Consider the following 21592-nt stretch of genomic DNA (forward strand, 5'->3'; position numbering starts at 1 on the left):
CCCCTCGTCGAGCCGGGGTCCGGCGGAACCGTCAGGTCACGGGGTGGTCTTGACCGTGATGGAGCCGTCGACGATCTTCTGCTTGGCCGCGTCCAGCTGCGCCTTGATGTCGTCGATGAAGCCACCGCTGGTGGCCAGCGAGACACCGTTCTTGGCGAGCGAGTAGTTGTTGGTGCCCGTCAGCGGCTTGCCGTCGTGCACGGACTTGATGAAGTCGTAGACACCGACGTCGACGTTCTTGACCATCGAGGTCAGGATCGAGCTCTTGTACTTGGCCAGACCCGGGATGTTGTACTGGTCGGAGTCCACGCCGATGGCCCAGGCGCCCTTGACGCCGTTGACGGCCTCGATCGCGCCGTTGCCGGAGGAGCCTGCCGCCGAGTAGATCACGTCGGCGCCGTTGTCCAGCATGCCCGACGCGGCCGCCTTGCCCTTGTCGGGGCTGGCGAAACCGGAGAAGTCCGAGCCGTGGCTCAGGTACTGCGTGTCGACCTTGATCTTGGCGTTCGTGTCGTGGACGCCCTGGACGTAACCCGCCTCGAACTTCTTGATCAGCGGGACGTCGACACCACCGATGAAGCCGACGTGGTTCTTCTTGGTCTTCAGCGCGGCGGCGACACCGGCCAGGTAGGAGCCCTGCTCCTCGGTGAAGGTGATGCTGTCGACGTTCTTCGCGTCCACCACCGAGTCGACGATGCCGAAGTTGACCTTCGGGTACTTGGCGGCGACCTTGGTCATCGAGGCGGCGTAGGAGAAGCCGACGCCGACGATGGGGTTGTAGCCGGCGTCCGCCAGGTCGGTCAGGCGCTGCTCGCGGTCGGCCTCGGTGTCGGAGGTCTTGGCGGTCAGCTCCTTGATCGAGCCGCCGAACTCGCTCTTGGCCTTGTCGGCGCCACGGGCGGCGGAGTCGTTGAACGAACGGTCACCACGGCCGCCGACGTCGAAGGCGAGACCGATCTTGACACCCGAGCCACTGCCCGCCGAGGCGGAGGACGAGCTGTTGCTGTCACTGTCGGAGGAGGTGCTGCCACATGCAGTGGCAGTCATTGCGAGAGCTGCGGTTGCGATACACGCAGCGGAAAGCTTGGCTACCCGGCGCACGGGAAGGCTCCTTCACCTGACCTGAGCGCCTAGTCGGCGCTTGATGTGAGCACCATGCCAGTGCTCGAGCCTGGACGCCCTGTCGGCGTCGGCTTCGCGGCATCGTAACGCGCGTAGATGTCAGAAAAACACCCCTCACGACGCCGTTATCGATTCGAGGCAAACACCGTCTGAACTCGGTCCCTTGCCGCCTCGTGCCAATGATTTCGAACCGGGGACGAATGGCTTACAACAGCGTTGCGCCGGACGACGGAACGGCCCTCGTAGGAGCCGTTCCGTCACCGTCCGCTCACCTTTCGGCCGCGTCCAGCAGGGCCGCCGCGGTGAACAGCTCGACACCGACGGTGATCGCCGACTCGTCCGCGTCGAAGTCGCCCTGGTGCAGATCGCGCACGGTGCGCTCGCCGGGGGTGCGGACCCCGAGGCGGGCCATCGCGCCGGGCACCCGCTCGAGGTACCAGGAGAAGTCCTCGCCGCCCAGGCTCTGTTCGGTGCCCTCCACGCCCGCCTCGCCGCACCGGGCGACCATGGCGTCCCGCAGCAGCCCGGTGACGTCCGCGTCGTTGACGACGGGCGGGACGCCACGGACGTAGGTGATCTCGGACTTGGCCCGGTGCAGGTTGGCGACCTCGTCGATCGCCGCGACGACGATGTCGGGGGCCTGCCGCCACGCCTCGATGTCCAGGCAGCGGACGGTCCCGGAGAGCTCGGCGTGCTGCGGGATCACGTTCGGCGCGTGGCCGCTCTCGATCCGGCCCCAGGTGACCGCGAGCCCGGCGCGGGTGTCGACACGCCGGCCGACCAGCGCGGGCACGTCGGTGACGACCCGGGCGGCGGCCGTGACGAGGTCGGTGGTCAGGTGCGGGCGGGCGGTGTGGCCGCCGGGCCCGTCCAGGGCGATCTCCAGCCGGTCGCAGGCGGAGGTGATGGCGCCCTCGCGCAGGCCGATCCGGCCCGCGTCGACGCGCGGGTCGCAGTGCACGGCGATGATCCGGCCGACGCCGTCCAGCGCGCCGTCCTCGATGGCGTCGGCGGCGCCGCCGGGCAGCACCTCCTCGGCGGGCTGGAAGATCAGTCGTACGGGCCGCGGGAGCCTGCCCTGCCGGTGCAGCTCGGCGAGGACGAGCCCGGCGCCGAGGACGACGGTGGTGTGCACGTCGTGCCCGCAGGCGTGCGCGCGGTCCGGCACCGTCGAGCGGTACGCACTCTCGGTCTTGGTGTCCGGGATGGGCAGCGCGTCGATGTCGGCGCGCAGGGCGAGGACGGGAACGCCGTCGGCTCCCGCGCCCGCGGCGCCCCCGCCGCCCACCGTGCCGATGTCACAGATGAGGCCGGTCCCGACGGCCAGTACGCGCGGCTCGAGGCCCGCCTGCTCGAGGCGGGCCTTGATCGCGGCCGTCGTACGGAACTCCTGGTTGCCGAGCTCAGGGTGCATGTGCATGTCGCGGCGGAAGGCCACGAGCTCTGCGCGCAGCGCCTCCGGCAAGGTGCCGGGAAGGGCGCCGGGAAGTGCACCGGGGAGCACGTCTTCCCCTGACGGATCGGCCTCGGACTCTCGGGACATCAGTTGCTTCACCCTCTGAAGGGTAGGACGCCGGGGCGGTCAACTGACCCGATCAACAAAAGTTCAACCCGTTAGGCGAAGAAAAGTTGGCCGCGCGGCGCATGGCTGCTGTGGGTGGTGGGTAAACTCAGCGGCTTTTTCGGCCGACGCCCACACTTCTTCCTTCCTTTCACGGATACCACGGACCGCTCCAGGCACGCCCTGTCTGTCCACGTGGCGGGACCGGTTCCGGGATCATCACCCGAGCGCAGCGGTTCCGCCACTTCGCGTGACGGCGTGGTGCCCGGTGGGCACGGCTCGATGACGGAGAGCGACTTTCCGGGGTTCGGCCGTCGGAAGGACGGTCAGAGCGCGTTCACCGTCGCGAGCCGGTGCACGTCCCTGGCCGTGCCCGTCACCCCGGACAGGAACCCCTGGGCCCTCGGCGAGGCGTGTTCCGTCAGCCAGGCCGGATCGATGTCGCAGACCGCGACGCGGACGTCCGTGCCGGACAGGGCGAGCGGCAGGGTGTGCACGACCGTGGAGGGGAAGCTCAGGACCGTCCGGCCGATGGGCCCCCGGCGGGCGATCAGTTCCAGCGGGAGGTCCGGGCGGACCACCTGGAGCCCTGTCTCGACGGCCAGCCGGTGGAGCTTCTCGGCACTCTCCCTGCGGTGGGCGAAGTAGCGGGTCGCGCCGTGGGCCCCGGCCAGCGCCCGCACGGCCTCCAGATAGCGGTCGGGGTCCACGACGCCCGTCTCCACCAGCGAGGTGCCCACCAGGTCCGCGCTCTTCGTCACACGCGGCGGACCGAAGCGCTCCCGGGTCCAGGCGAAGTCGTTCGACGTGAGCGAGATGCCGTCGGGGATCTGTGTCATGGGCATCGAGGAGAAGATCTCCACCCGGCGGTCCTCGCTCGGGGCGAGGCGGCGGCAGGCCGCGGAGGAGACCGGGGCGAAGATCATGTCCCGGGGGCCGGAGCGGCCGCCCTTGCGGTGCCAGCGCACGAGGCGTTCGCCGTGGGCCAGCTGGCCCACGAACTCCATCGTCGCGGTCCCGTCGTCCACCACGACCAGCTCGCTCGCCCTGGTGATGGTCAGCAGCAGCTGGACGTAGCGGGAGAACGGATCGCCCATCACCATCCGTTCCGCGCGCCGCAGCAGCCCGGTGAGGCCGCCGATCGTCCGGAAGGGCGCCGTGGCGCCCGCGCGGGCCTCCTCCCAGCGGACCGTGTGCCCTTCCCGGCGGGCCAGCTCGGCCATCCGCCGCAGCTGGCCGCGGGTCATCGGATCGGTCGGGGACAGGACGACGAGGGTCAGCCCCGCGCCGGGCTCCTCCCCCGGGTGGAGTTCCCGGGCGTACGCCCACTCCAGGACGTTCAGGAGCTGCACCGGACTCTCGACGAAGGCGAGGGTGTGGGGGGTGGGGCCGGTGTTCTTCCCGGCGCGGGGGCTCATCGTCGGACGACCATCCTGTGAGGCACTCGGAGAGGTGGTGCTCAGGTCACACCGCGACCGGTTCGCCCGCCGCCGCCGCGATCTCCGCAGCCGCGACGGCGCCCGGCACGCGGCGCAGCTTCTTCATGGGGCCGAGCTCGGAGTCGTAGACCTTCTTGACGCCGTCGCCGAGGGAGGCCTCGATGGTGCGGATGTCGCGGACGAGGCGGTGCAGGCCGCCCGGCTCCACGGAGGCCGCCTGGTCGGAGCCCCACATCGCGCGGTCGAGGGTGATGTGCCGCTCGACGAAGACCGCGCCGAGGGCGACCGCGGCGAGGGAGGTCTGCAGGCCCGTCTCGTGGCCGGAGTAGCCGATCGGGACGTTGGGGTACTCCAGCTCCAGCGTGTTGATGACGCGCAGGTTGAGCTCCTCGGCCTTCGCCGGGTAGGTGGAGGTGGCGTGGCAGAGCAGGATGTTGGCCGAGCCGAGGACCTCGACCGCGTGGCGGATCTGCTTCGGGGTGGACATGCCGGTGGAGAGGATGACCGTCCTGCCGGTGACGCGCAGGGCGCGCAGCAGTTCGTCGTCGGTGAGGGAGGCGGACGCCACCTTGTGCGCGGGGACGTCGAACTTCTCCAGGAAGGCGACCGCCTCGGTGTCCCACGGGGACGCGAACCAGGCGATGCCCTTCTCCTTGCAGTAGGCGTCGATCTGCCGGTACTCGTCCTCGCCGAACTCGACGCGGTGGCGGTAGTCGATGTACGTCATCCGGCCCCAGGGGGTGTCGCGCTCGATGTCCCACTGGTCGCGCGGGGTGCAGATCTCGGGCGTGCGCTTCTGGAACTTGACGGCGTCGCAGCCGGCGTCGGCGGCGGCGTCGATCAGCCGGAGGGCGTTGTCGAGGTCGCCGTTGTGGTTGATGCCGATCTCGCCGGTGACGTAGACGGGGTGGCCGGGGCCGACGGGGCGCGAACCGAGGAGGCGCAGACGGGAGGTGCCGGTGCTGGTGCTCATGACGGAACGTTCCTTACTGGGTGAGGGTGTCGAGGGAGGGGCCGAGGATCCAGCCGGCGATCTCCCGGATCGCGCCGTCGCCACCGGGAACGGTGGTGACCGCGCGGGCGGCGCCGCGTACGACGTCGTGGGCGCTCGCGACCGCCACGGGCCAGCCGACGAGGGCGAAGCAGGGGAGGTCGTTGACGTCGTTGCCGACGTAGAGCACGCGCTCCGGCGCGATGCCCTGTTCCTCGCACCACTGCTTGAGCGCGAGGTCCTTGCGGTCGATGCCGTGCAGGACCGGCAGCCGTAGCTTGCGGGCGCGGGCGGCGACGACGGGGTTCCGTTCGGTCGACAGGATCAGCATCCGCAGGCCCGACCTGCGCAGGGCGGCGATGCCGAGGCCGTCGCCGCGGTGGACGGAGACGAACTCGCGCCCGTCGGAGTCGATGAGCACCCGGTCGTCGGTCTGGGTGCCGTCGAAGTCCAGGACGACGGCGTCGATGTCGCCGGCGGTGGGGAGGGTGCCGGGGAGGCCGGCGTCGAGGACGGGAGCCAGCGCTCTCGCCCGCGTCAGGTCGTGCGGGTCGTCGATCTCCAGGACCCGGGCGGGGTCGGTCCGGACGAGTTCCGTGCGGCCGAAGAAGCGGTGCCGGTGCCTGCGGAAGCCGGCCGCGTCCATCGCGTAGGCGGCGCCGGTCTCCAGGAAGTCCTGCGGCCGGTCCTGCCGGCGCGGACGGTGGGACGTGTCGTGGTTGACGCCGAAGCCGCCCTCGCCGGCCTCGTCCGAGCGGCGCCAGACGAAGCCGTGGAAGGCGGCGACCGTGACGGCCGTGTCGGCGCCCTGTTCGGCGACGGCGCGGGCGACTCCGTCCACCTCCTCGCGGACGAGGAAGGGGCTGGTGCACTGGACGAGCAGGACGACGTCCACCGGGGCGCCGTGCAGCGTCTCGTGGGCGTCCAGGGCGTGCAGGACCGCGGCCTCGGAGGTGGCGGTGTCGCCGGCGATGGCGGCCGGGCGCAGCACCACCTCGGCGCCCGCCTCGCGGGCCGCCGCCGCGATGGCATGGTCGTCGGTGGAGACGACGACGTCGGTGACGAGCCGGGCGGCCCGGCACTCGCGGACCGCGCGGGCGACGAGCGGTACGCCGCCCACCGGCGCGAGGTTCTTCGCGGGGACGCCCTTGGAACCGCCGCGCGCGGGGATCACCGCGAGTACTCGGCGTACCGCGGCCGGTGAGTCGGTCATGGGTTTCTCTCCTTGGAGGGTCACAGCTCCCCCATCCGCCGGATGACCGGGGCCACGCGCTGCACCCCGTGGCGGTAGGCGCCGCGTGCCGCCCGGCGCACGATCTGCCGGACCGGCCCCGGCTCCTTGTCGGCGGCCGGTTCGCCGGGCAGCGGGCTGCCGTCGGGGCCGAGATGGTGACGGGCGAGGATGCCGGGCAGATAGCCGGGCGCGGTCGCGAGGGTGTAGTAGGGGGCGAGGGGCGGCAGGGCGGCGAGGGGGGTCCCGCCGCTCGAGCGGAGTCGGGAGTGGGGGAGGCCGAGCAGTTCGGTGATCCGCTCGCGCGCCGCGTCGAAGGCCGTCGCGTACGAGCCTGCCCCGGTGGGGGGACCCCCGGCCGCGACGCCCTGCCGGGCCACCCACCCCTGGTCGGGGACGGGGTGGTGACCGGCGTCCAGCTGGTCCCACGAGGCGAGGCAGCCGGAGCCGATGAAGTGGTGGTTGCCGAGTGCCTCGCGCACCCCGAGGTCGGTGAGGACGGCCGTGGGGATCCGGCGGTGCAGGGACTCCAGGGCGGCCGTCGAACTGACCGTCACCATGAGGTCCGTGCGGTCGAGGACTTCGCCCATGTTCCCGTACACCAGGCGGAAGTTGGGAGGCGGATCGAGTTTCTGGGCCAGCTTCTGGTAGGGCAGTTCCTCGATGTGGGTGGTGTGCTCACCCGGCTTGGAGCGGAGCTTCAGCAGGACTTCGCGCCCGGGGTGCAGACGCGCGTGCCGCACCAGCCGGTCGAGCAGGTACGCGCGGTCCCTGCGGTTCTCCGGGACGGAGGGCTGCGCGGCGAACACGACGGTGCGGGGCCCGCGGCCCCGCACCCCCGAGGACTCGTCCTCACCCGCGTACGGGGCGCCGCCGAGGAACGGCAGGGCCACTTCCGTCACCGACGAGGCGTCGGCGCCGACCCCTTCGTACACGGCGCGGAAACGCTCCGCGTCCTGGCGGGAGTTGGCGAGGACGAGGTCAGCGCCGTGCCGCAGCAGCAGGCCGTCGGCGAGCTTCTCGTAGACGACGCCGACATAGCCGGTGACGACGACGGGACGGTCGCCCCGTCCCTCCCAGATCCGCTTCAGGCCGTGCAGGACGGCCTGGACGCCGCCGCCCACCAGCGCGAGGACGAGCACGTCGTACGGGGTCCGTGCCATGGCGCGCAGGAACTCGGGTGCGGTGACCTCGCGCAGTGAGTCGGCATGCACGCCGACCTCGGCCAGCTGGCGGGGGGTGGGCGTGGCCCGGCCGCGCAGCAGGAATCCGTCCAGGACGGGGGCGGCTCGCGGCCCGCTCCCGGGTCCGGCTTCCCCGGAGGGCGCGATCCGCGTCGCGGTCAGCGCACCCCACTTCCAGCGGGTGTCGGAGTCGGCGAGGACGGCGATGCGTGGGGGGCTGGCAGTACTTGCTGGCACGGCCAAGACGCTAGAAAGCAAAAGTCAGCCTTTGCCCAATCACCCCTCAACAAAAAGTTAACAACGGGCCACCGAACGCCGAACCGGCCCGGGAATTCGAGAATTGTGCAGGGGGTGCACCATTCCGACACACCGAGTTCATCCCCCGTATCCGCACCGGAAATTTCTGCTGCCGGGCGCCCTTCTAGGGTTTCGCGGGTGCCCAAGCTTTCCGTGATCGTCCCGTTCTTCAACGTGCAGCAATACGCGCCCGACACCCTGGCGAGCCTGCGCGCGAACACGCGCGAGGACTTCGAGTTCGTGCTGGTCGACGACTGTTCGACCGACGCGACCCCGGAGCTCCTCGCCCGTGCCGAGCGTGATCTGCCGGGCGCGGTGCTGGTCAGACACGAAAAGAACGGAGGGCTGGCGACCGCGAGAAATACCGGAATCGACACAGCGCGTGGCGATTATCTGACTTTCCTGGACGGCGATGACTGGATCGCCCCCGGATATCTCCCCCAACTACTCGACGCCGCGGAGGAGTTGGATTGCGACTTCGTCCGCACCGACCATGTGCAGTGCACCGGCCGGGCGCGGAGCATTCACCGGGTTCCGCACGGCCGGCGCGGGACGGTGATGAACCCGCGGGAGGCGATCCTGCCCGCCGACCGGTCCACTTCGGTCGACTACGCCTACGCCTGGGCCGGCGTCTACCACCGCCGCCTGGTCGACCGCGGACTGCTGCACTTCACCGACGGGCTGCGCACCGCCGAGGACCGGCCGTGGATCTGGAAACTCCACCGGGAGGCGGACACCTTCGCCGTGGTGGGGCTGCTGGGCGTCCACTACCGGCGCGGGGTGGCCTCTTCGCTCACCCAGATCGGCGACGTACGGCAACTGGACTTCGTCCGCGCCTTCGACCAGGTGATCGAGGAGACCGCCGGTGACGCCGAGGGCGCCAGGCTGCTGCCCAAAGCGGTGCGCACCTACTGCGCGATCATGACCCATCACCTCGGCTCGATCGAGAGGTTCGAACCCGCCGTGGCCCGGAAACTGCGCTCGCTGTGCGCCGCCGCACTGAAGCGGATGCCTCAGGACGTCCTCTCGGAAGTCATGGACTCGATGGACGTGCAGCGGGCGGGTGTGCTGCGCCGGGCGCGGCGCAGGCCGGTGGCGGCGCGGACGACGGCTGCGCACGGGGCCGCGTCGCGGACGGCGGCCCTCTGATGCCTCGCACGACCCGACGCACCACCCGGATCTTCTGCGTCTCGACCCTGTACGGCGCCGCGACCCTGGCCGCCGCCCTCGACGCCGGGCTCTTCGAACCGACCGACCGTCGACTGCTACTGGTCACCAACAACGCCGTCAACCCGGAGACCACACCGTCCGTCGACGCCATGCCGGGCTTCGCCCGGATCCGTGAGCGCTTCGACGAGGTGCTGTCCTGGAACACGACCATCTCCCCCTTCCACCCCGGCGCCTGGGGTCCGCGCGGGGACGACATCCCCCTGTGGGAGCGGTACGTACGGCTGCTGTGGAACCTCGGCGACGACGAGGTCCACCTGGCGGTGGAGTCCATCCAGGTGAACCCGGCGCTGGCGCTGTGCCAGCTGTTCACCGGAGCGCCCGTCGACGCCTACGCCGACGGGCTCATGAGCTACGGCCCGACGCGCGACAAGATCGATCCGCTCGTCGGCACCCGTGTCGACCGGCTGCTGCACCTGGACCTGGTGCCGGGCCTCACGCCCTTGCTGCTCACCGAGTTCGGCGTGCCACCGGTGCTGGTGCCGTCCGAGGCGTTCCTGAAGGTGCTGAGCGAACTCGTCGCGGAAGAGGACGAGTTGCCTTCCACCGGGGACCGGCCGGCCCTGCTGCTCGGGCAGTACCTCTCCGCGCTCGGCATCATCGGCGACGCCGAGGAGGAGGCGCTGCATGTGGACATGGTGCGCGGCGCCGTTGCGCTCGGGCACCACCGGCTGGTCTTCAAGCCGCACCCAGTGGCGCCGGCCCGCTGGTCCCGGCTGCTGGAGGACGAGGCGGCGAAGCTGGGCGCCGAACTCACCCTCCTGGACCGGCCCGTCCTCGCCGAGGTGGCCTACCAGCGGCTGCGGCCCGCCCTCGTCGTCGGCTGTTTCTCCACCGCGCTGCTCACCGCCGCCGGTCTCTACGGCCTCCCGGTCGCCCGGGTCGGCACCGGCACCGTGCTGGCCAGACTCACGCCCTACCAGAACAGCAACCGGGTGCCGCTCACCATCGTCGACGCGCTGCTGCCCGACCTGGCGGACAGGGCGGCGGTGGAGACCTGGGCCATGCCGTCGCCGGAGCGGGTGGAGGAACTGTCCGCGCTCCTGCGGGCCGTCGGCTACGCGATGCAGCCGAAGATCCACCCGGAACTGCTGGGTGAGGCGGAGCGCTACCTCTCCACCCGCCTCGACCCGCACACCTGGCGTTACTTCAAGCGCCGTCGGCTGGCCGCGCTGGCCCTCCCCGGTGCCGTGCCGAACCAGCTCGCCTTCATCCCTCGCAACGCGACCGTCCGCCGCCTCGCACGGAGGGCGCGAGCACTGAAGCGCAGGCGCGGTGCGGCCGGAAGCGGGACATGACGGTGCCGTGGCTCACCCGATCGTCACGCCCACGCCGCCCCTGGGCCGGCCGTCACTCACCCCGCACACGTCGCAGCTGCCCAGCGTCCCGTCGTGCCCGGCGCGACGACGCTCCCGCAGGACGGAACACCCCTCATGACTCCCACGGAAGGTCCTCAGGATGAGCGCGGCTGACCAGGCGGCGGCGGTGCCCGCCCCGATACCGGCACCGGCGACACCGGCGGCACCGGCACTCCGGCTGGACCTTCTCGTCCCCGACCGGGCTCCGGTGCGGCCCCGGACGGAGAGCCGGCTGCGCGCCCTGGACGGGCTGCGGCTGCTGGCGGCCCTGATGGTCTGCTTCTACCACTACGCCGGCAAGAACGGCGAGGTCGCACAGTCCTGGCACCAGTCCCCCGCCGCGAAGTTCCCCACGCTGTCGCAGGCAGCGACCTACGGCAGCCTGGGCGTGCAGTTCTTCTTCCTGATCAGCGGCTTCGTGATCTGCATGAGCAGCTGGGGCCGGAGCATCGGCGACTTCTTCCGCTCCCGGGTCGCCCGTCTCTACCCGGCGTACTGGGCGGCGATCGTCCTGGTCACCGCGGCCGGCCTCGTCCTGCCGGTGGTGGCCGCGCCGCTCCGTTCGGACGAGATCCTCACCAACCTCACCATGCTCCAGCAGCCGATGGGTGTGCCCCGGGTGCTGGGGGTGGACTGGACGCTCTGGGTGGAGGTGCGGTTCTACGCCCTGTTCGCGCTGTTCGTCGTCCGGCGGGGCGTCACCTACCGCCGGGTGGTGGTGTTCTGCTGCCTGTGGACGCTGGCCGGCGTCTTCGCCCGGGTCGCCGACAACCCGCTGACCGACGAACTGGTGATGCGCGACCACGCCCCCTACTTCATCGGCGGTCTCGCCCTCTACCTGATCCACCGCTTCGGCAACAGCCTGCTGCCGTGGGGCATCGTCGTCTTCAGCTTCCTGCTCGGCCAGCGCTACTCGGTCACCGCCCTGTGGCATCCCGGACCCCAGGGCGCCTTCCACCGCAGCCCGTACGTGATCCAGCTGATCGTGCTCGTCGCCTTCGTCGCCGTCGCCGCGGTGGCGCTGGGCTGGACGACCCGGGCGAACTGGCGCTGGCTGACGGTGGCCGGGGCCCTGACGTACCCCTTCTACCTGATCCACGAGCACCTGGGCTGGTTCTTCATCCGGGTGCTGTACCGCGGGCTCGGGCTGGATCCGTGGGCGACGTTCGGCACGACGGTGCTGTCCATGCTCGGGATCGCCTGGCTTCTCCACCGGTTCGTGGAGAGGCGGTTCGGGCCACGGCTGAAGAGGGCGCTTGCCGCTCGGGGGGCTTGAGGGGGGGCCGCCGATGCGTTTGAGCGGCGCTGCGCGCCCCCGCTCGTCTGTGCAACGCCGTCCGCATTCTGCCGCGCCGTCGCGGCCGGTCGCGCAGTTCCCCGCGCCCCCTGAGCGGCGCGGCCCGCCACCAGCGGCTGTCTGCCACACCGATCGCGGCCCGCCACTCACGGCCGTCTGCCCCGCCGTCGCGGCCGGTCGCGCAGTTCCCCGCGCCCCTGAGCGGCACGGCGTTCCCCGCCACCCACTGCCGTCCGCCACGCCCGTCACGGACCGTCGCGCAGTTCCCCGCGCCCCTCAACGGCGCTGCGCGCTGTCGGGGGTGGTCGTCAACGCGTTGTCCGGCGTAGGTGTCGTACCGCTCTGCGTACCGTCGGGTTGCGGCGAAGTGCCTCCGCTCGGAGCGGGGCGCCGCCCGGGAGGCGGAGGCCGGTGAGACGGCGGCGCTTGAAGTAGCGCTGGTGGGCCGTCGGGTTGGCGGCGAGCCAGGCGGCGGTCTCCTCGCGCAGGGCGTGGTGCTTGCGGGACTGCATGCAGTACCCCACCGCCCGGATCAGGGGCGTCAGCCGCTCGGCCGCTCCGTCGAGTTCGACGGGGGCGCCGAGTTCCGCGCGCTCCGCGTCGGGCAGGGCCGCGTCGATGACCGTGAGCGGGACGCGGTTGCTGTTCTCGTACGGTGTGATGCGGTCGAGGAGCAGTTCGGTGCCGACGCGGGCGACGGGGATGCCGTAGAACGCGGCGGCGGTCATCAGCGCCGTCGAGAAGCAGCCGATGACGAGCTTCGGCTTCAGGAAGGCGAAGACCGTCTCGGCGAGGATCGGCTCGTTCAGCACGGTGAGCCGGACGCCGAGTTCCCCCGCGGCCGCCTCCAGGGACTCGCTGTAGACGGCGGGCGCACTCGGGTGCGGCTTGAACAGCACGTCCCCGTGCCCCGCGCGGGCAGCGGCCCGCAGCATGCGGACGTGCAGCCGCTCCTCCTCGTCCTGGGTGATCAGGCCGATCGCGGAGAGGTACTGGCCGAGGAGGACGGCGGTGGCCGGACGGTCGGCGGGGAGATGTTCGGCGAGGAGGCCGGCCCCCGACTCGCCGATCTGCGCGAGGACGTCGACCATCGCCTCGCCGGGCACCGCCTCGGGCCGGACGCCGTACTCGGACAGGAGCATCGGCCGCAGCCCGGGCACCAGATCGAGGTGGAGCACGCGCACGATGCGGCTGCTCAGGCCGTGCGGGATGCGGTTGCGGGTGGGGCCGTAGCTCATCAGGCCGTCCGCGTACACATGGACCGGGCTGTCCGCGAAGATGTCCGCGATCGCCCGGGAGGGGTTGGCCTGGATGGACTCGCAGGCGATCTCGACCGGTTCGTCGCCCAGCTTCCACGCGAGGCGCACGGCCTTCTCCCACAGCCCGGTGTCCTGCGGCCGCGGCGCCCAGCCGGCCGGGTGGTGCGGGGAGATGAACTCGTTCCAGGAGTACACCTGGTCGAACGCGGGGCGCAGTCTGTCGAAGCCGGGCATCCGGTCCAGCGGGGTGCCGACCTCCGGTGCGGCGCCGGTGTTGCTGACGACGAGGATGCGGCGCACGCCCTCGCGCGGACCGAACTGCCCGGCGCGGATCGCGGCGGTGACGGTCGCGGCCGCGTACTGGGTGGCCGAGCAGAAGATCTGGATCATGCCGCGACTCCCTTCATGCCGCCGCGGACACGGCGCAGCACGTGCACGCGTTCCTCGCCCATCCCGACCACGGCCTCGCTCAGTTCCTCCTCGCTCATCGCGCCCAGCGCCTCGGCGGCCAGCCGCTTCAGCCTCGCGGCCACACTGCGCTCGAACCGGCGCCGGTCCAGCAGCTGGTGGGCGATGACGACGCAGAAGTTGCGCAGCGCCTTCCCGCGCAGCCGGCCGGCCTCGGGATCGTCGGCGAGTTCGGCGAGGACTAGCTCGAAGGAGCGGAAGAAGTCGAGCTGGCGCACATCACCGATCTGGGTGAGCGAACCGGCGACGCCCCGGCGGTAGAAGACCCCGTGCAGGCTCGCCACGACATACGAGTCCGCTCTGCGGTGCAGGTCCCAGATCCACGGCCGGTCCTCCGCGGTGCGCAGCCCGTCGTGGAATCGGAGCATGCCCCGGTCGAGGAGGCGGCGGTGGTAGACGCCGGCCCAGGCGTACGGATAGTCGACCATCGTGGTGTCGTCGACGGGGAGGATGGAGGTGCGCGGGTCGAGGGGGATGTGGCGTCGGCCCTCGGGCGCCCGGTGGACGGCCCGCTCGACGCCCGTGACCTGTACGTGGTCGGTGCGGACGAAGTCGACGTCGAAGCGCTCGGCGACGTCCACCAGCCGCGCCAGATAGCCGGGCGCCAGCCAGTCGTCGCCGTCGAGGAAGGTGAGGTAGCGGCCTTCCGCGAGGTCGAGGCCGGTGTTGCGCGCGGTGGCCAGTCCGCCGTTGTGCTCGTGCCGGATCACCCTGCTGTTCCCGAGCCGCTCCGTCAGGGCGACAAGCGCCTCGTAGGTCCTGTCCTTGGTGGACCGGTCCTCGACGAAGAGGAACTCGAAGTCGTCCCGCGCGTTGTTGACCAGGCTGGTGACGGTCTCGGGCAGGTAGGACTCGATGTTGTAGCAGGGGACGACGACGGACAGGGTCGGTGTGTTGGCCACGTGTGCGCACCTGGATTCTCGACGGGAAGTCGAGTGATCCTAAGAAAATAGGCCCGGCATTCGCGTGTCCCGTCGCCGAAACCGAGGTGAATTCGGAGTGACATCCGGATCCGATCGGAGAATCACAGATGAAGAAATGGTGAGCCGTCCTCCACCCTTTCCACTGCCCCGCATTCTCGCTGAATTCGATGCTACGTTCGCGCTCGTGACCGATATATCCACCTCACCTCCGCCCGCCGCACAGCGCGGGCGGAGCCGGCCCGGACCGGTGTCGCGCCGGCTGCGCCTCACCTCTCCCGCGGGGTGGACCACCGCCGTCGCCACCGCCGCGCTGCTGATCTACACGACGCTCACCGCCGGCGTCTTCCTCGACATCCGCTACGTGCTCGCCGCCCTGCGGACGACGGGGGCGAGCGGCCTGTCCCCCTCCGAGATATTCGCCCACCGGCCCTTCTTCTACCGCTGGCTGCTCCACGCCCTGGACTCCGTCACCGGCGGATCGAACGCGGTGCGCGAAGCCCTCATGCGGCTCATCGGCCTCGCCCTGTGCGCGGCCGCCGGTCTGCTGCTGCACCGGGCGCTTCGCCGGCGTATGCCCGAGCGGGACGCGATGCTCGTCGCGGGCCTGACCGCCCTGGCCCTGGCCTTCGCGCCCGTCATCGACTACCTCCAGCCGGAGTGGTTCGCGATCGTCTTCGCGACGGTCGCCGTCGCCGCCGCGCTCGGCGTGCGAAGCCCCTGGCGGGCCGCCGTGCTCGCGGCGCTGCCGCTCGGTCTCGCCGTGCTGATGAAGTACTCCACCGCGGGCACCGCCGCGATGGCGCTCCTCGTGGTCTTCGCCCTGGACCGCGTGAGGGGCCTGCTGCTCGCCGCCGCGACCGCCGTCGGCACCGGCCTGCTGTTCGTGCTCAGCGCCTGGTCGGGCTCGCGCGAACTCCAGTGGCTGCGGGACATGCCGCACATCAACGCGCACGCGCTGGGCAACGAGCCGCTCGTCCTCCCGCACCTGCTGCTGCGGACCGCCGAGTATCTGGGTGACCGGATCGCGCTGACGCCGGTGCTCGCGCTGCTGCCCGGTGCGCTGTTGCTGTTCACCGCCACGCTGTCCTCGCGCCGCCATCGTGTCGAGGCGGTGCTCGTCACCCTGCTGCTCCTGGTCGTCGGTCTGGCCGTCGTGGTCTACCAGGGGAACTGGTTCGCCTACCACGGCGAGAGCCTGCCGGTGGCGGCCGCGGCCCTGACCGGCCTCGCGATCGGCCGCTGGTACGGCGCACACGGCCGGCCGCCGCTGTGCCTGACCGCGCTCGCTCTCCTGTACGGGGCGCTGACCCCGCTGCTGGCCTTCGTCCGTGCGGACGTCGACACGGCGGTGCTCGCGTGGCTCGCCTCGGGCGCGGCCCTCCTCGCGGGCGGGCTGGACCTGCTGCGGGTGCGGGCACCGCGTCCACGCGCCCGCCGCGTTCCGGTCGCCCTGCCCGTCCTGGCGCTGGTCGCGTGCCTGGCCGCCACCGTGTGGCCCGCCTCCGGGGTCCGGGTGAGCGAGGGGCACATCGTCACGACCAACGCCGAACTCAAGGTGCAGGCGCGCTCGGCGCGGACGGCGGCCGGGCAGGTCGACGCCCAGCTGCCGCCCGGCGTCCCGGTCCTGTACCTGGCCTTCGGTCAGCAGGCCTACTACATCGGCCACCCCACCCGCTGCCGGTATCCCTTCCCGACGTTCTTCAACGTGCCCCGGCAGCTCACCGACGTGCCCTCGTTGAAGTCGACCCGGGAGAACGTGCGCTGCCTCACGCAGGAGCACCCGGCCGCCTACGCCGTCTACCAGCCCAGCTGGCTGTCGCTGGGCGTGATCGACCCGCGGATCGCCGCCGACATCCGCAGGGCGTACGCGTGCCCGAAGCCGGAGGGACGGCAGCTCGTGGTGTGCACGGCCCGCCGCTGACCCGCCCGCCTCGGGCGCCTCGCCCGGGTGCAGCGCCGTGCCCGCGGGGCGCGGGCGCGGGCGCGGGGCGCGGAGCGCGGGGCGCGCACGCGACCGGCCCCGGCGGGAACCCCCGCCGGGGCCGGTGCTCCCGGAGCCTGCGCTGCCGGACCTGTTCTCCCGGGTCCGTTCTCACGGGTCCGTTCTCCGCGTCCCGTGCCGCCGCGGCGGGTCAGGCGACGCCCGCGATGCGGGCCGCTTTGTGGCCCAGTTCCACCGAGTAGCTCTGTCCCCGGTCCTGCGGGTAGATCTGCGCCATCGTCGCGAGTGTCACCCGGCTGAGATGCGTCCGGTGGCCGGGGATCAGCGCCTTGTACCCGGGCGTGACCACGGGCTGGGCGAAGGGCGCCCGGGAGAAGTGCCAGGCCTGGATCCAGGAGCGGTCGAACTCCGGGTTCAGCCGCCTGAGCCACGGCAGGTATCGCTCCAGCAGCTCGGCCGGATCGGTGGTGAAGCGCCAGTCGTCCCGTTCCACGTAGTTGCCCACGTAGAGGATGTGGCGGCCGCCGTACTGAGCCGGGTCGATCATGCGCGTGTGCTCGACGACCGCGAGGAAGGGGAAGTCGGGCTCGTTGATGTTGAGCCAGTAGTACGGGACGGCGCTGCGGTCCAGCTCCAGGACGAAGCAGGTCGCACCCAGGTACTGGTTGCGCCAGACGGCGTCGTCGGCCGGGACCTCGGCCGCCTTGGCGAAGGCGGGCTGCGGTGTGGTGACGATCAGGTGGTCGAAGGTGTACGAGGCGCCGTCCGCGGTGCGTACCGTGACCGGCCCGTCGTCGCCGTCCTGGCGGATCGTCTCCATCCGCCTGCCGAACTCGACCTTGCCGCCGCGCTCGGCGATCCGGTCGGCGAGTGTCGCGTAGACCCGGTCGAACCCGCCGTCCACATAGCCGAGTTCGAAGGTGCGGCAGTGCACGCGCGCCCACAGCCAGGCCATGGACACCTGCTCGGCTCGGTCGCCGAACTTACCGCGCAGCAGCGGCTCCCAGACGGCTTCGGTGGCGCGCCGTCCTGCCCACCTGTTCAGCCAGCCCAGGGCGGTGCGGTCGGCGAAACGCTCCCCGTCGCGCACGATCTTCAGCCACGCCGACGACAGCCCGAAGCGGATACCGGCGGGCAGGCCGTACAGCGGGGAGGCCAGCATCTCCGCGGGAGTGCTGAAGGGGTGCGTCCGCCCGCCCCGGTACACACCGGTGGTGGTCCTGTGGAAGCGCAGGTCGCCGCCCAGGCCCAGCTCCTCGATGAGCTCGATCATCCGGTGGTCGCTGCGGAAGATGTGGTGGTAGTAGCGCTCCAGCGGCACGCCCCCGACGGGGATCGACGCGGCGAGCCCGCCCAGTTCGTCGGCGGCCTCCAGGACGGTGACCGCGTGGCCCTGCTTGACCGCGTCGTACGCGGCGGTGAGGCCGGTCGCTCCCGCGCCGATGACGCCGAGGTTCATGCGAAACTCCACTTTCTGTTGAGCGCGAACTGGACGACCAGCACCAGCGGGAGCGAGCCGGCCTTGACGAGGTTCGGGTCGATGCCCAGCCCTCGGGAGAACACCGCGAGCAGTACGAACGTCAGGGCGATGCCGGTCAGCCCGACGCAGTAGAAGCGCAGGTAGCGCAGCAGCAGGCGGTCGCGCCTGCCGAAGGTGAACAGGGCGTTCAGGACGAAGTTGTTGGTGATGCCGAGGCTGGTGGAGAGCACGTTGGCCAGCTGCTCGTGCAGTCCGGCCACGTTGTAGAGCAGCAGGAACGCGCCCAGGTCGAGGAGGACGCCACTGCCGCCGACCAGCGCGTACGTGACCAGCTGCCGGAGGTCCCGGGTACGGGTGCCGGTGTCGGCGCTGCGCGCGGTGCCGCTCTGCGCCGGGGAGCCCGTGGGTTGCGGGGAGCCGGTGCCCGTCGGGGAGTTCGGGCCGGCCGGGAGGCCGGATGCGGCGTCCGTACGGGAGCCGGCGCGCACCACGCCCTCAGCGGCCATGGCCGGCGCCGTCGAAGCCGACTTCCGCATCGTGCGGGACGGCGTGCTCGACGGCGTCCTTCGCATCGTGGGAGATGACCTGCCGCACGGTGTAGAGGGGCCGTCCCTGCACCTCGCTGTACGTACGCCCGATGTAGCTGCCCAGCACGCCGAGCGAGAGCATCTGCACACCGCCGAGGAACAGCACGACGACCATCAGCATCGTCCAGCCGGAGACCGTGATCTCCGGCCTCAGCACCTTCATGGCGAGCGCGTAGCAGATGCCTGCCAGGGAGAGCGCGAGGACCGCGAAGCCCAGCTTGGTGATCATCCGCAGGGGTGCGGTGGAGAAGCCGGTCAGCCCGTCGACGGCGAGCCGCGCCATCTTGCGCAGCGGGTACTTGGTCTCTCCGGCGAAGCGCTCGTCGCGGTCGAAGCGCACCTCGCTCTGCCGGAAGCCCATCGAGGCGACCATGCCGCGCACGAACCGGCTGCGTTCCCTGAAGCGGCGCAGCTCGTCGGCGGCGCGTCGGTCCATGAGCCGGAAGTCGCCGGTGTCCAGCGGGATGTCCACATCGGTGGAGGACCGCAGGAGCCGGTAGTAGGCGTGCGCGGTGGCCCGCTTGAAGAACGTGTCCTGCCGGCTGCGCCGACGGGCGTGCACGATCTCCGCGCCGTCCCGCCAGGCGTCGATCAGCCGGAGGCTGACCTTCGGCGGATCCTGGAGGTCGGTGTCCATGACGATCACGGCATCGCCGCGCGCCTCGTCGACACCGGCCGTGATGGCCATCTGGTGCCCGAAGTTGCGCGCGAAGTCGACGACGCGGACGCGCCGGTCGTTCTTCGCGATGTCTTCCAGGACTTCCGCGGAGTCGTCGGTGGACCCGTCGTTGACGTAGACCAACTCGAAGGTGAATTCGGGGCGTTCACCCAATGCCGCCACCAGCTCTTCGTGGAAGTGGCGGATCCCGTCCTGTTCGTTGAAGACGGGCAGCACATAGGAGACGAGCGCGGCGCCACCACGCCGACGGGGCGCGCGGGACTCCTGCACCCGGCTGGATATGTCAGGCATTCGGCGAACGTAAGGGCGCGATGTGAACGCGGCCCCAACGCGCGATGAGTGGTGCAATGCCATGGATCGACATACGGAGCCCGCCCGGAATGCCGCGGGCTTTCGGATCTTCGGTTATCGGATCCGGTAACGCGCGGAGATTCCCGCCACGACGATTTCGAGACCGTCTTCGAACTGCCGGTCGTAGTCCTCGAAGATCTCCGCGCCCGCTTTCGCCGACAAAGGGAACTCGGCGAGCCGGCGGGCGCGTTCTCCGACGTCGAATCCCTCGCGCCGCTCACCCGGCAGCGGCTGCACGCCCTGCTCCTCGGTGACGAACCCGATGGTGAACGCGTACGCGGTGGACGAGGCGCGCACGGCGTCGGCGAGGGTGAAGCCGGCGGCCGTGAAGAGGCGCAGGTTCTCCTCCATCTGTCCGCCGTGCTCGGTGCCGGTGAAGCGGGAGCCGCTGAAGACCTTGGCGCCGTCCCGATGGGCGAGGAGCCCCGCCCGCAGCCCGTGGTTGACCTTGCGCAGCCGGTCCTGCCAGGTGTCGGCGGGGTCGAGCGCGATGCCCGTGACCATCCGCCGGTACATCTCGGTCGCCATCTCGTCCAGCAGGGCCTGCTTGTCCTTGAAGTGCCAGTAGAGGGCCGGCGCCTTGACGTCCAGCTCTCTCGCAATGGCACGCAGGGTCAGCCCGTCGAGACCTGTCTCGTCGAGGAGCCGGAGCGCGGTGTCCGCCACCCGCTTGCGGTCGAGGGGGGCGCGTCGTTCGGTACTCACACTTGACAGCTTAACGCCGTTAAGGCCACTCTCGTGGGCAGCGCCACTTAACAACGTTAAGGAGAGTTGCATGGATATCGACAGGTATGCGGACGTGGACGTCCTGATCGTCGGCGCGGGTCCCACCGGTCTCGCCCTCGGCATCGACCTGGCCCGGCGCGGAGTGCGGGCACTGGTCGCGGAGCGGGGCGAGGGCCTCACCCCGGGCTCCCGCGGCAAGGGTCTGCAACCGCGCACGCTGGAGGTGTACGAGGATCTCGGCGTCCTGGACCGGATCCTCGCCGCCGGTGGCCCGTACCCGGTGGGCCTGATCTGGACGGACGGCAAGGAGGCCGGCGAGCACACGATGTTCGACCCGGCGGAGGACGGCGAGGAGGGCTCCCGCTTCACCGTCCCCTGGATGATCCCGCAGTGGCGCAACCAGGAGATCCTGCTGGCACGGCTGACGGAGCTGGGCGGGACCGTGGCCTTCGGCCGTGAGGTCGTGCGGCTCGACCAGGACGGGGACGGCGTGACGGCGCACTTCGCCTCCGGTGGGCCGGTCCGCGCCCGGTACGCCGTCGCCGCCGACGGGGGCCGCTCGGCGGTGCGCCGCGCCCTCGGGATCGCCATGGCGGGCGAGACGGTCGACCCGGACCCGCTGCTGGTGGCGGACGTGCGGATCACGGGGCTCGACCGGGACCGGTGGCACGTCTTCCCGCCGGGCGCGCAGGGCCCGGGGTTCGCGGCGATCTGCCCGCTGGCGGGCACGGAGGACTTCCAGCTGGTGGCGCAGTTCCCGGAGGGCACGGACATCGACCGCTCCCCGGCCGGTGTCCGCAGGGCGGTCGCCGAGCGCACCCACCTCGCACCCGACGACGTCACCGAAGTCCGCTGGTCCTCCGACTTCCGCCCCCGAGCCGCCCTGGCGGACCGCTTCCGCGAGGGCCGGATCTTCCTCGCCGGGGACGCGGCGCACGTCCACTCCCCGGCCGGCGGCCAGGGCCTGAACACCAGCGTCCAGGACGCCTACAACCTGGGCTGGAAACTGGGCGCGGTGCTGGACGGACGCGCGCCGCAAACCCTGCTGGACACCTACGAGGAGGAGCGGCGTCCGGTCGCAGCGCACGTCCTCGGCCTGTCCACCGCGATCCACCGTGCGGAGGCGAAGCGGGGCGCGGCGACCCGTCAGCTCGGCCTGAACTACCGGCACTCGTCACTGAGCGAGGAGACCCGGGAGACCCCCGGCCCGCTGTCCGCCGGCGACCGGGTCCCGGACCTGACGGTCGACGGCGTCCGCCTCTTCGACCGGCTCAGGGGCCCGGACTGGACCCTGCTGACCCTGGACTCCGGCGTGTTCCTGGTCCGCCCTGACGGCCATGTGGGCTGGGCGGGCGCCACGGAGGACGGCCTCGGGGCCTACCGCGCACGGTTCGGCCTCGGCTGAACGGCACCGGCCGATGGAGCCGTCCCCGGTCCTCGTTCCCGCCGTCGGGGGAGGTGAACGGCGGG

At 71.4% G+C, this 21592-nt stretch carries 17 protein-coding genes; 5 read left to right on the forward strand and 12 right to left on the reverse strand.

All coding sequences use genetic code 11. The annotated features are described in order from the left end of the window. Positions 1–36: 36 nt before the first annotated feature. The 6 genes from OHS71_RS16065 to OHS71_RS16090 all read right to left on the reverse strand — a co-directional run bounded on the left by OHS71_RS16065 (position 37) and on the right by OHS71_RS16090 (position 7765). On the reverse strand, positions 37–1101 hold the full coding sequence (locus tag OHS71_RS16065) for a BMP family lipoprotein (RefSeq protein ID WP_328480073.1): 1065 nt from the start codon (positions 1099–1101) through the stop codon (positions 37–39). 289 nt (positions 1102–1390) lie between these two features. Further along, positions 1391–2665 carry an amidohydrolase gene (locus OHS71_RS16070; protein ID WP_328484532.1) on the reverse strand — a complete coding sequence of 425 codons (1275 nt, stop codon included), beginning with the start codon at positions 2663–2665 and terminating at the stop codon, positions 1391–1393. Between the two features lie 344 nt (positions 2666–3009). Next, complete coding sequence (locus OHS71_RS16075; RefSeq protein ID WP_328480074.1) at positions 3010–4101, reverse strand: hypothetical protein; 1092 nt, start codon at positions 4099–4101, stop codon at positions 3010–3012. Between the two features lie 46 nt (positions 4102–4147). Beyond that, the gene (locus OHS71_RS16080) at positions 4148–5095 is read right to left on the reverse strand and encodes an N-acetylneuraminate synthase family protein (protein ID WP_328480075.1); all 948 of its coding nucleotides are present in this window, start codon (positions 5093–5095) and stop codon (positions 4148–4150) included. Positions 5096–5108: 13 nt separating this feature from the next. Beyond that, positions 5109–6326, reverse strand: a complete 1218-nt coding sequence (locus tag OHS71_RS16085; RefSeq protein WP_328480076.1) for an acylneuraminate cytidylyltransferase — start codon at positions 6324–6326, stop codon at positions 5109–5111. A gap of 20 nt (positions 6327–6346) precedes the next feature. Further along, positions 6347–7765: a DUF6716 putative glycosyltransferase gene (locus tag OHS71_RS16090; protein ID WP_328480077.1), complete on the reverse strand. Its 1419-nt coding sequence runs from the start codon at positions 7763–7765 to the stop codon at positions 6347–6349. 198 nt (positions 7766–7963) lie between these two features. Between OHS71_RS16090 and OHS71_RS16095 the strand changes: the two genes are divergently transcribed. The 3 genes from OHS71_RS16095 (at position 7964) to OHS71_RS16105 (ending at position 11686) form a co-directional block, all read left to right on the forward strand. Next, positions 7964–8974, forward strand: a complete 1011-nt coding sequence (locus OHS71_RS16095) for a glycosyltransferase family 2 protein (RefSeq protein ID WP_328480078.1) — start codon at positions 7964–7966, stop codon at positions 8972–8974. Next, positions 8974–10350 (forward strand): polysialyltransferase family glycosyltransferase, encoded by a 1377-nt coding sequence (locus OHS71_RS16100; protein WP_328480079.1) that lies wholly within the window; start codon positions 8974–8976, stop codon positions 10348–10350. Before OHS71_RS16095 ends, OHS71_RS16100 begins: the two co-directional genes overlap by 1 nt. A gap of 160 nt (positions 10351–10510) precedes the next feature. Next, positions 10511–11686: an acyltransferase family protein gene (locus tag OHS71_RS16105; RefSeq protein WP_328480080.1), complete on the forward strand. Its 1176-nt coding sequence runs from the start codon at positions 10511–10513 to the stop codon at positions 11684–11686. A 329-nt stretch (positions 11687–12015) separates the two neighbouring features. Here OHS71_RS16105 and OHS71_RS16110 read toward each other — a convergent pair whose 3' ends face one another. Continuing rightward, positions 12016–13356: a polysialyltransferase family glycosyltransferase gene (locus tag OHS71_RS16110; protein WP_328480081.1), complete on the reverse strand. Its 1341-nt coding sequence runs from the start codon at positions 13354–13356 to the stop codon at positions 12016–12018. Continuing rightward, the gene (locus tag OHS71_RS16115; protein WP_328480082.1) at positions 13353–14336 is read right to left on the reverse strand and encodes a glycosyltransferase family 2 protein; all 984 of its coding nucleotides are present in this window, start codon (positions 14334–14336) and stop codon (positions 13353–13355) included. The genes OHS71_RS16110 and OHS71_RS16115 overlap by 4 nt, the downstream gene beginning before the upstream one ends. 205 nt (positions 14337–14541) lie before the next feature. On the opposite strand from OHS71_RS16115, the gene OHS71_RS16120 reads away from it, so the two are divergent. After that, on the forward strand, positions 14542–16278 hold the full coding sequence (locus OHS71_RS16120; RefSeq protein ID WP_328480083.1) for a hypothetical protein: 1737 nt from the start codon (positions 14542–14544) through the stop codon (positions 16276–16278). A 211-nt stretch (positions 16279–16489) separates the two neighbouring features. Here the strand turns inward: OHS71_RS16120 and OHS71_RS16125 are convergent, their stop codons facing one another. The 4 genes from OHS71_RS16125 to OHS71_RS16140 all read right to left on the reverse strand — a co-directional run bounded on the left by OHS71_RS16125 (position 16490) and on the right by OHS71_RS16140 (position 20101). Further along, positions 16490–17758, reverse strand: a complete 1269-nt coding sequence (locus tag OHS71_RS16125) for an NAD(P)/FAD-dependent oxidoreductase (RefSeq protein WP_328480084.1) — start codon at positions 17756–17758, stop codon at positions 16490–16492. Next, positions 17755–18285, reverse strand: coding sequence for a GtrA family protein (locus OHS71_RS16130; RefSeq protein ID WP_328480085.1), 531 nt, complete (start codon positions 18283–18285; stop codon positions 17755–17757). Before OHS71_RS16130 ends, OHS71_RS16125 begins: the two co-directional genes overlap by 4 nt. Next, positions 18275–19336: a glycosyltransferase gene (locus tag OHS71_RS16135; RefSeq protein ID WP_328480086.1), complete on the reverse strand. Its 1062-nt coding sequence runs from the start codon at positions 19334–19336 to the stop codon at positions 18275–18277. Before OHS71_RS16135 ends, OHS71_RS16130 begins: the two co-directional genes overlap by 11 nt. Positions 19337–19450: 114 nt before the next feature. Further along, positions 19451–20101 (reverse strand): TetR/AcrR family transcriptional regulator C-terminal domain-containing protein, encoded by a 651-nt coding sequence (locus tag OHS71_RS16140; protein WP_328480087.1) that lies wholly within the window; start codon positions 20099–20101, stop codon positions 19451–19453. A 70-nt stretch (positions 20102–20171) separates the two neighbouring features. Here OHS71_RS16140 and OHS71_RS16145 point away from each other — a divergent pair, with 70 nt between their 5' ends. Then, entirely contained in the window at positions 20172–21527 is a 1356-nt protein-coding gene (locus OHS71_RS16145) for an FAD-dependent monooxygenase (protein ID WP_328480088.1), read from the forward strand. Positions 21528–21592: the final 65 nt, after the last annotated feature.

Origin of the sequence: Streptomyces sp. NBC_00377 (assembly GCF_036075115.1) — a bacterium.
Taxonomy (GTDB): Bacteria; Actinomycetota; Actinomycetes; order Streptomycetales; family Streptomycetaceae; genus Streptomyces.

Excerpts from the sequence above, each read along its gene's own strand:
- OHS71_RS16070 (WP_328484532.1), bottom strand. The coding sequence starts at position 2,665 with ATGTCCCGAGAGTCCGAGGCCGATCCGTCAGGGGAAGACGTGCTCCCC.
- OHS71_RS16075 (WP_328480074.1), bottom strand. The coding sequence starts at position 4,101 with ATGAGCCCCCGCGCCGGGAAGAACACCGGCCCCACCCCCCACACCCTC.
- OHS71_RS16080 (WP_328480075.1), bottom strand. The coding sequence starts at position 5,095 with ATGAGCACCAGCACCGGCACCTCCCGTCTGCGCCTCCTCGGTTCGCGC.
- OHS71_RS16085 (WP_328480076.1), bottom strand. The coding sequence starts at position 6,326 with ATGACCGACTCACCGGCCGCGGTACGCCGAGTACTCGCGGTGATCCCC.
- OHS71_RS16100 (WP_328480079.1), top strand. The coding sequence starts at position 8,974 with ATGCCTCGCACGACCCGACGCACCACCCGGATCTTCTGCGTCTCGACC.
- OHS71_RS16105 (WP_328480080.1), top strand. The coding sequence starts at position 10,511 with ATGAGCGCGGCTGACCAGGCGGCGGCGGTGCCCGCCCCGATACCGGCA.
- OHS71_RS16110 (WP_328480081.1), bottom strand. The coding sequence starts at position 13,356 with ATGATCCAGATCTTCTGCTCGGCCACCCAGTACGCGGCCGCGACCGTC.
- OHS71_RS16125 (WP_328480084.1), bottom strand. The coding sequence starts at position 17,758 with ATGAACCTCGGCGTCATCGGCGCGGGAGCGACCGGCCTCACCGCCGCG.
- OHS71_RS16130 (WP_328480085.1), bottom strand. The coding sequence starts at position 18,285 with ATGGCCGCTGAGGGCGTGGTGCGCGCCGGCTCCCGTACGGACGCCGCA.
- OHS71_RS16135 (WP_328480086.1), bottom strand. The coding sequence starts at position 19,336 with ATGCCTGACATATCCAGCCGGGTGCAGGAGTCCCGCGCGCCCCGTCGG.
- OHS71_RS16145 (WP_328480088.1), top strand. The coding sequence starts at position 20,172 with ATGGATATCGACAGGTATGCGGACGTGGACGTCCTGATCGTCGGCGCG.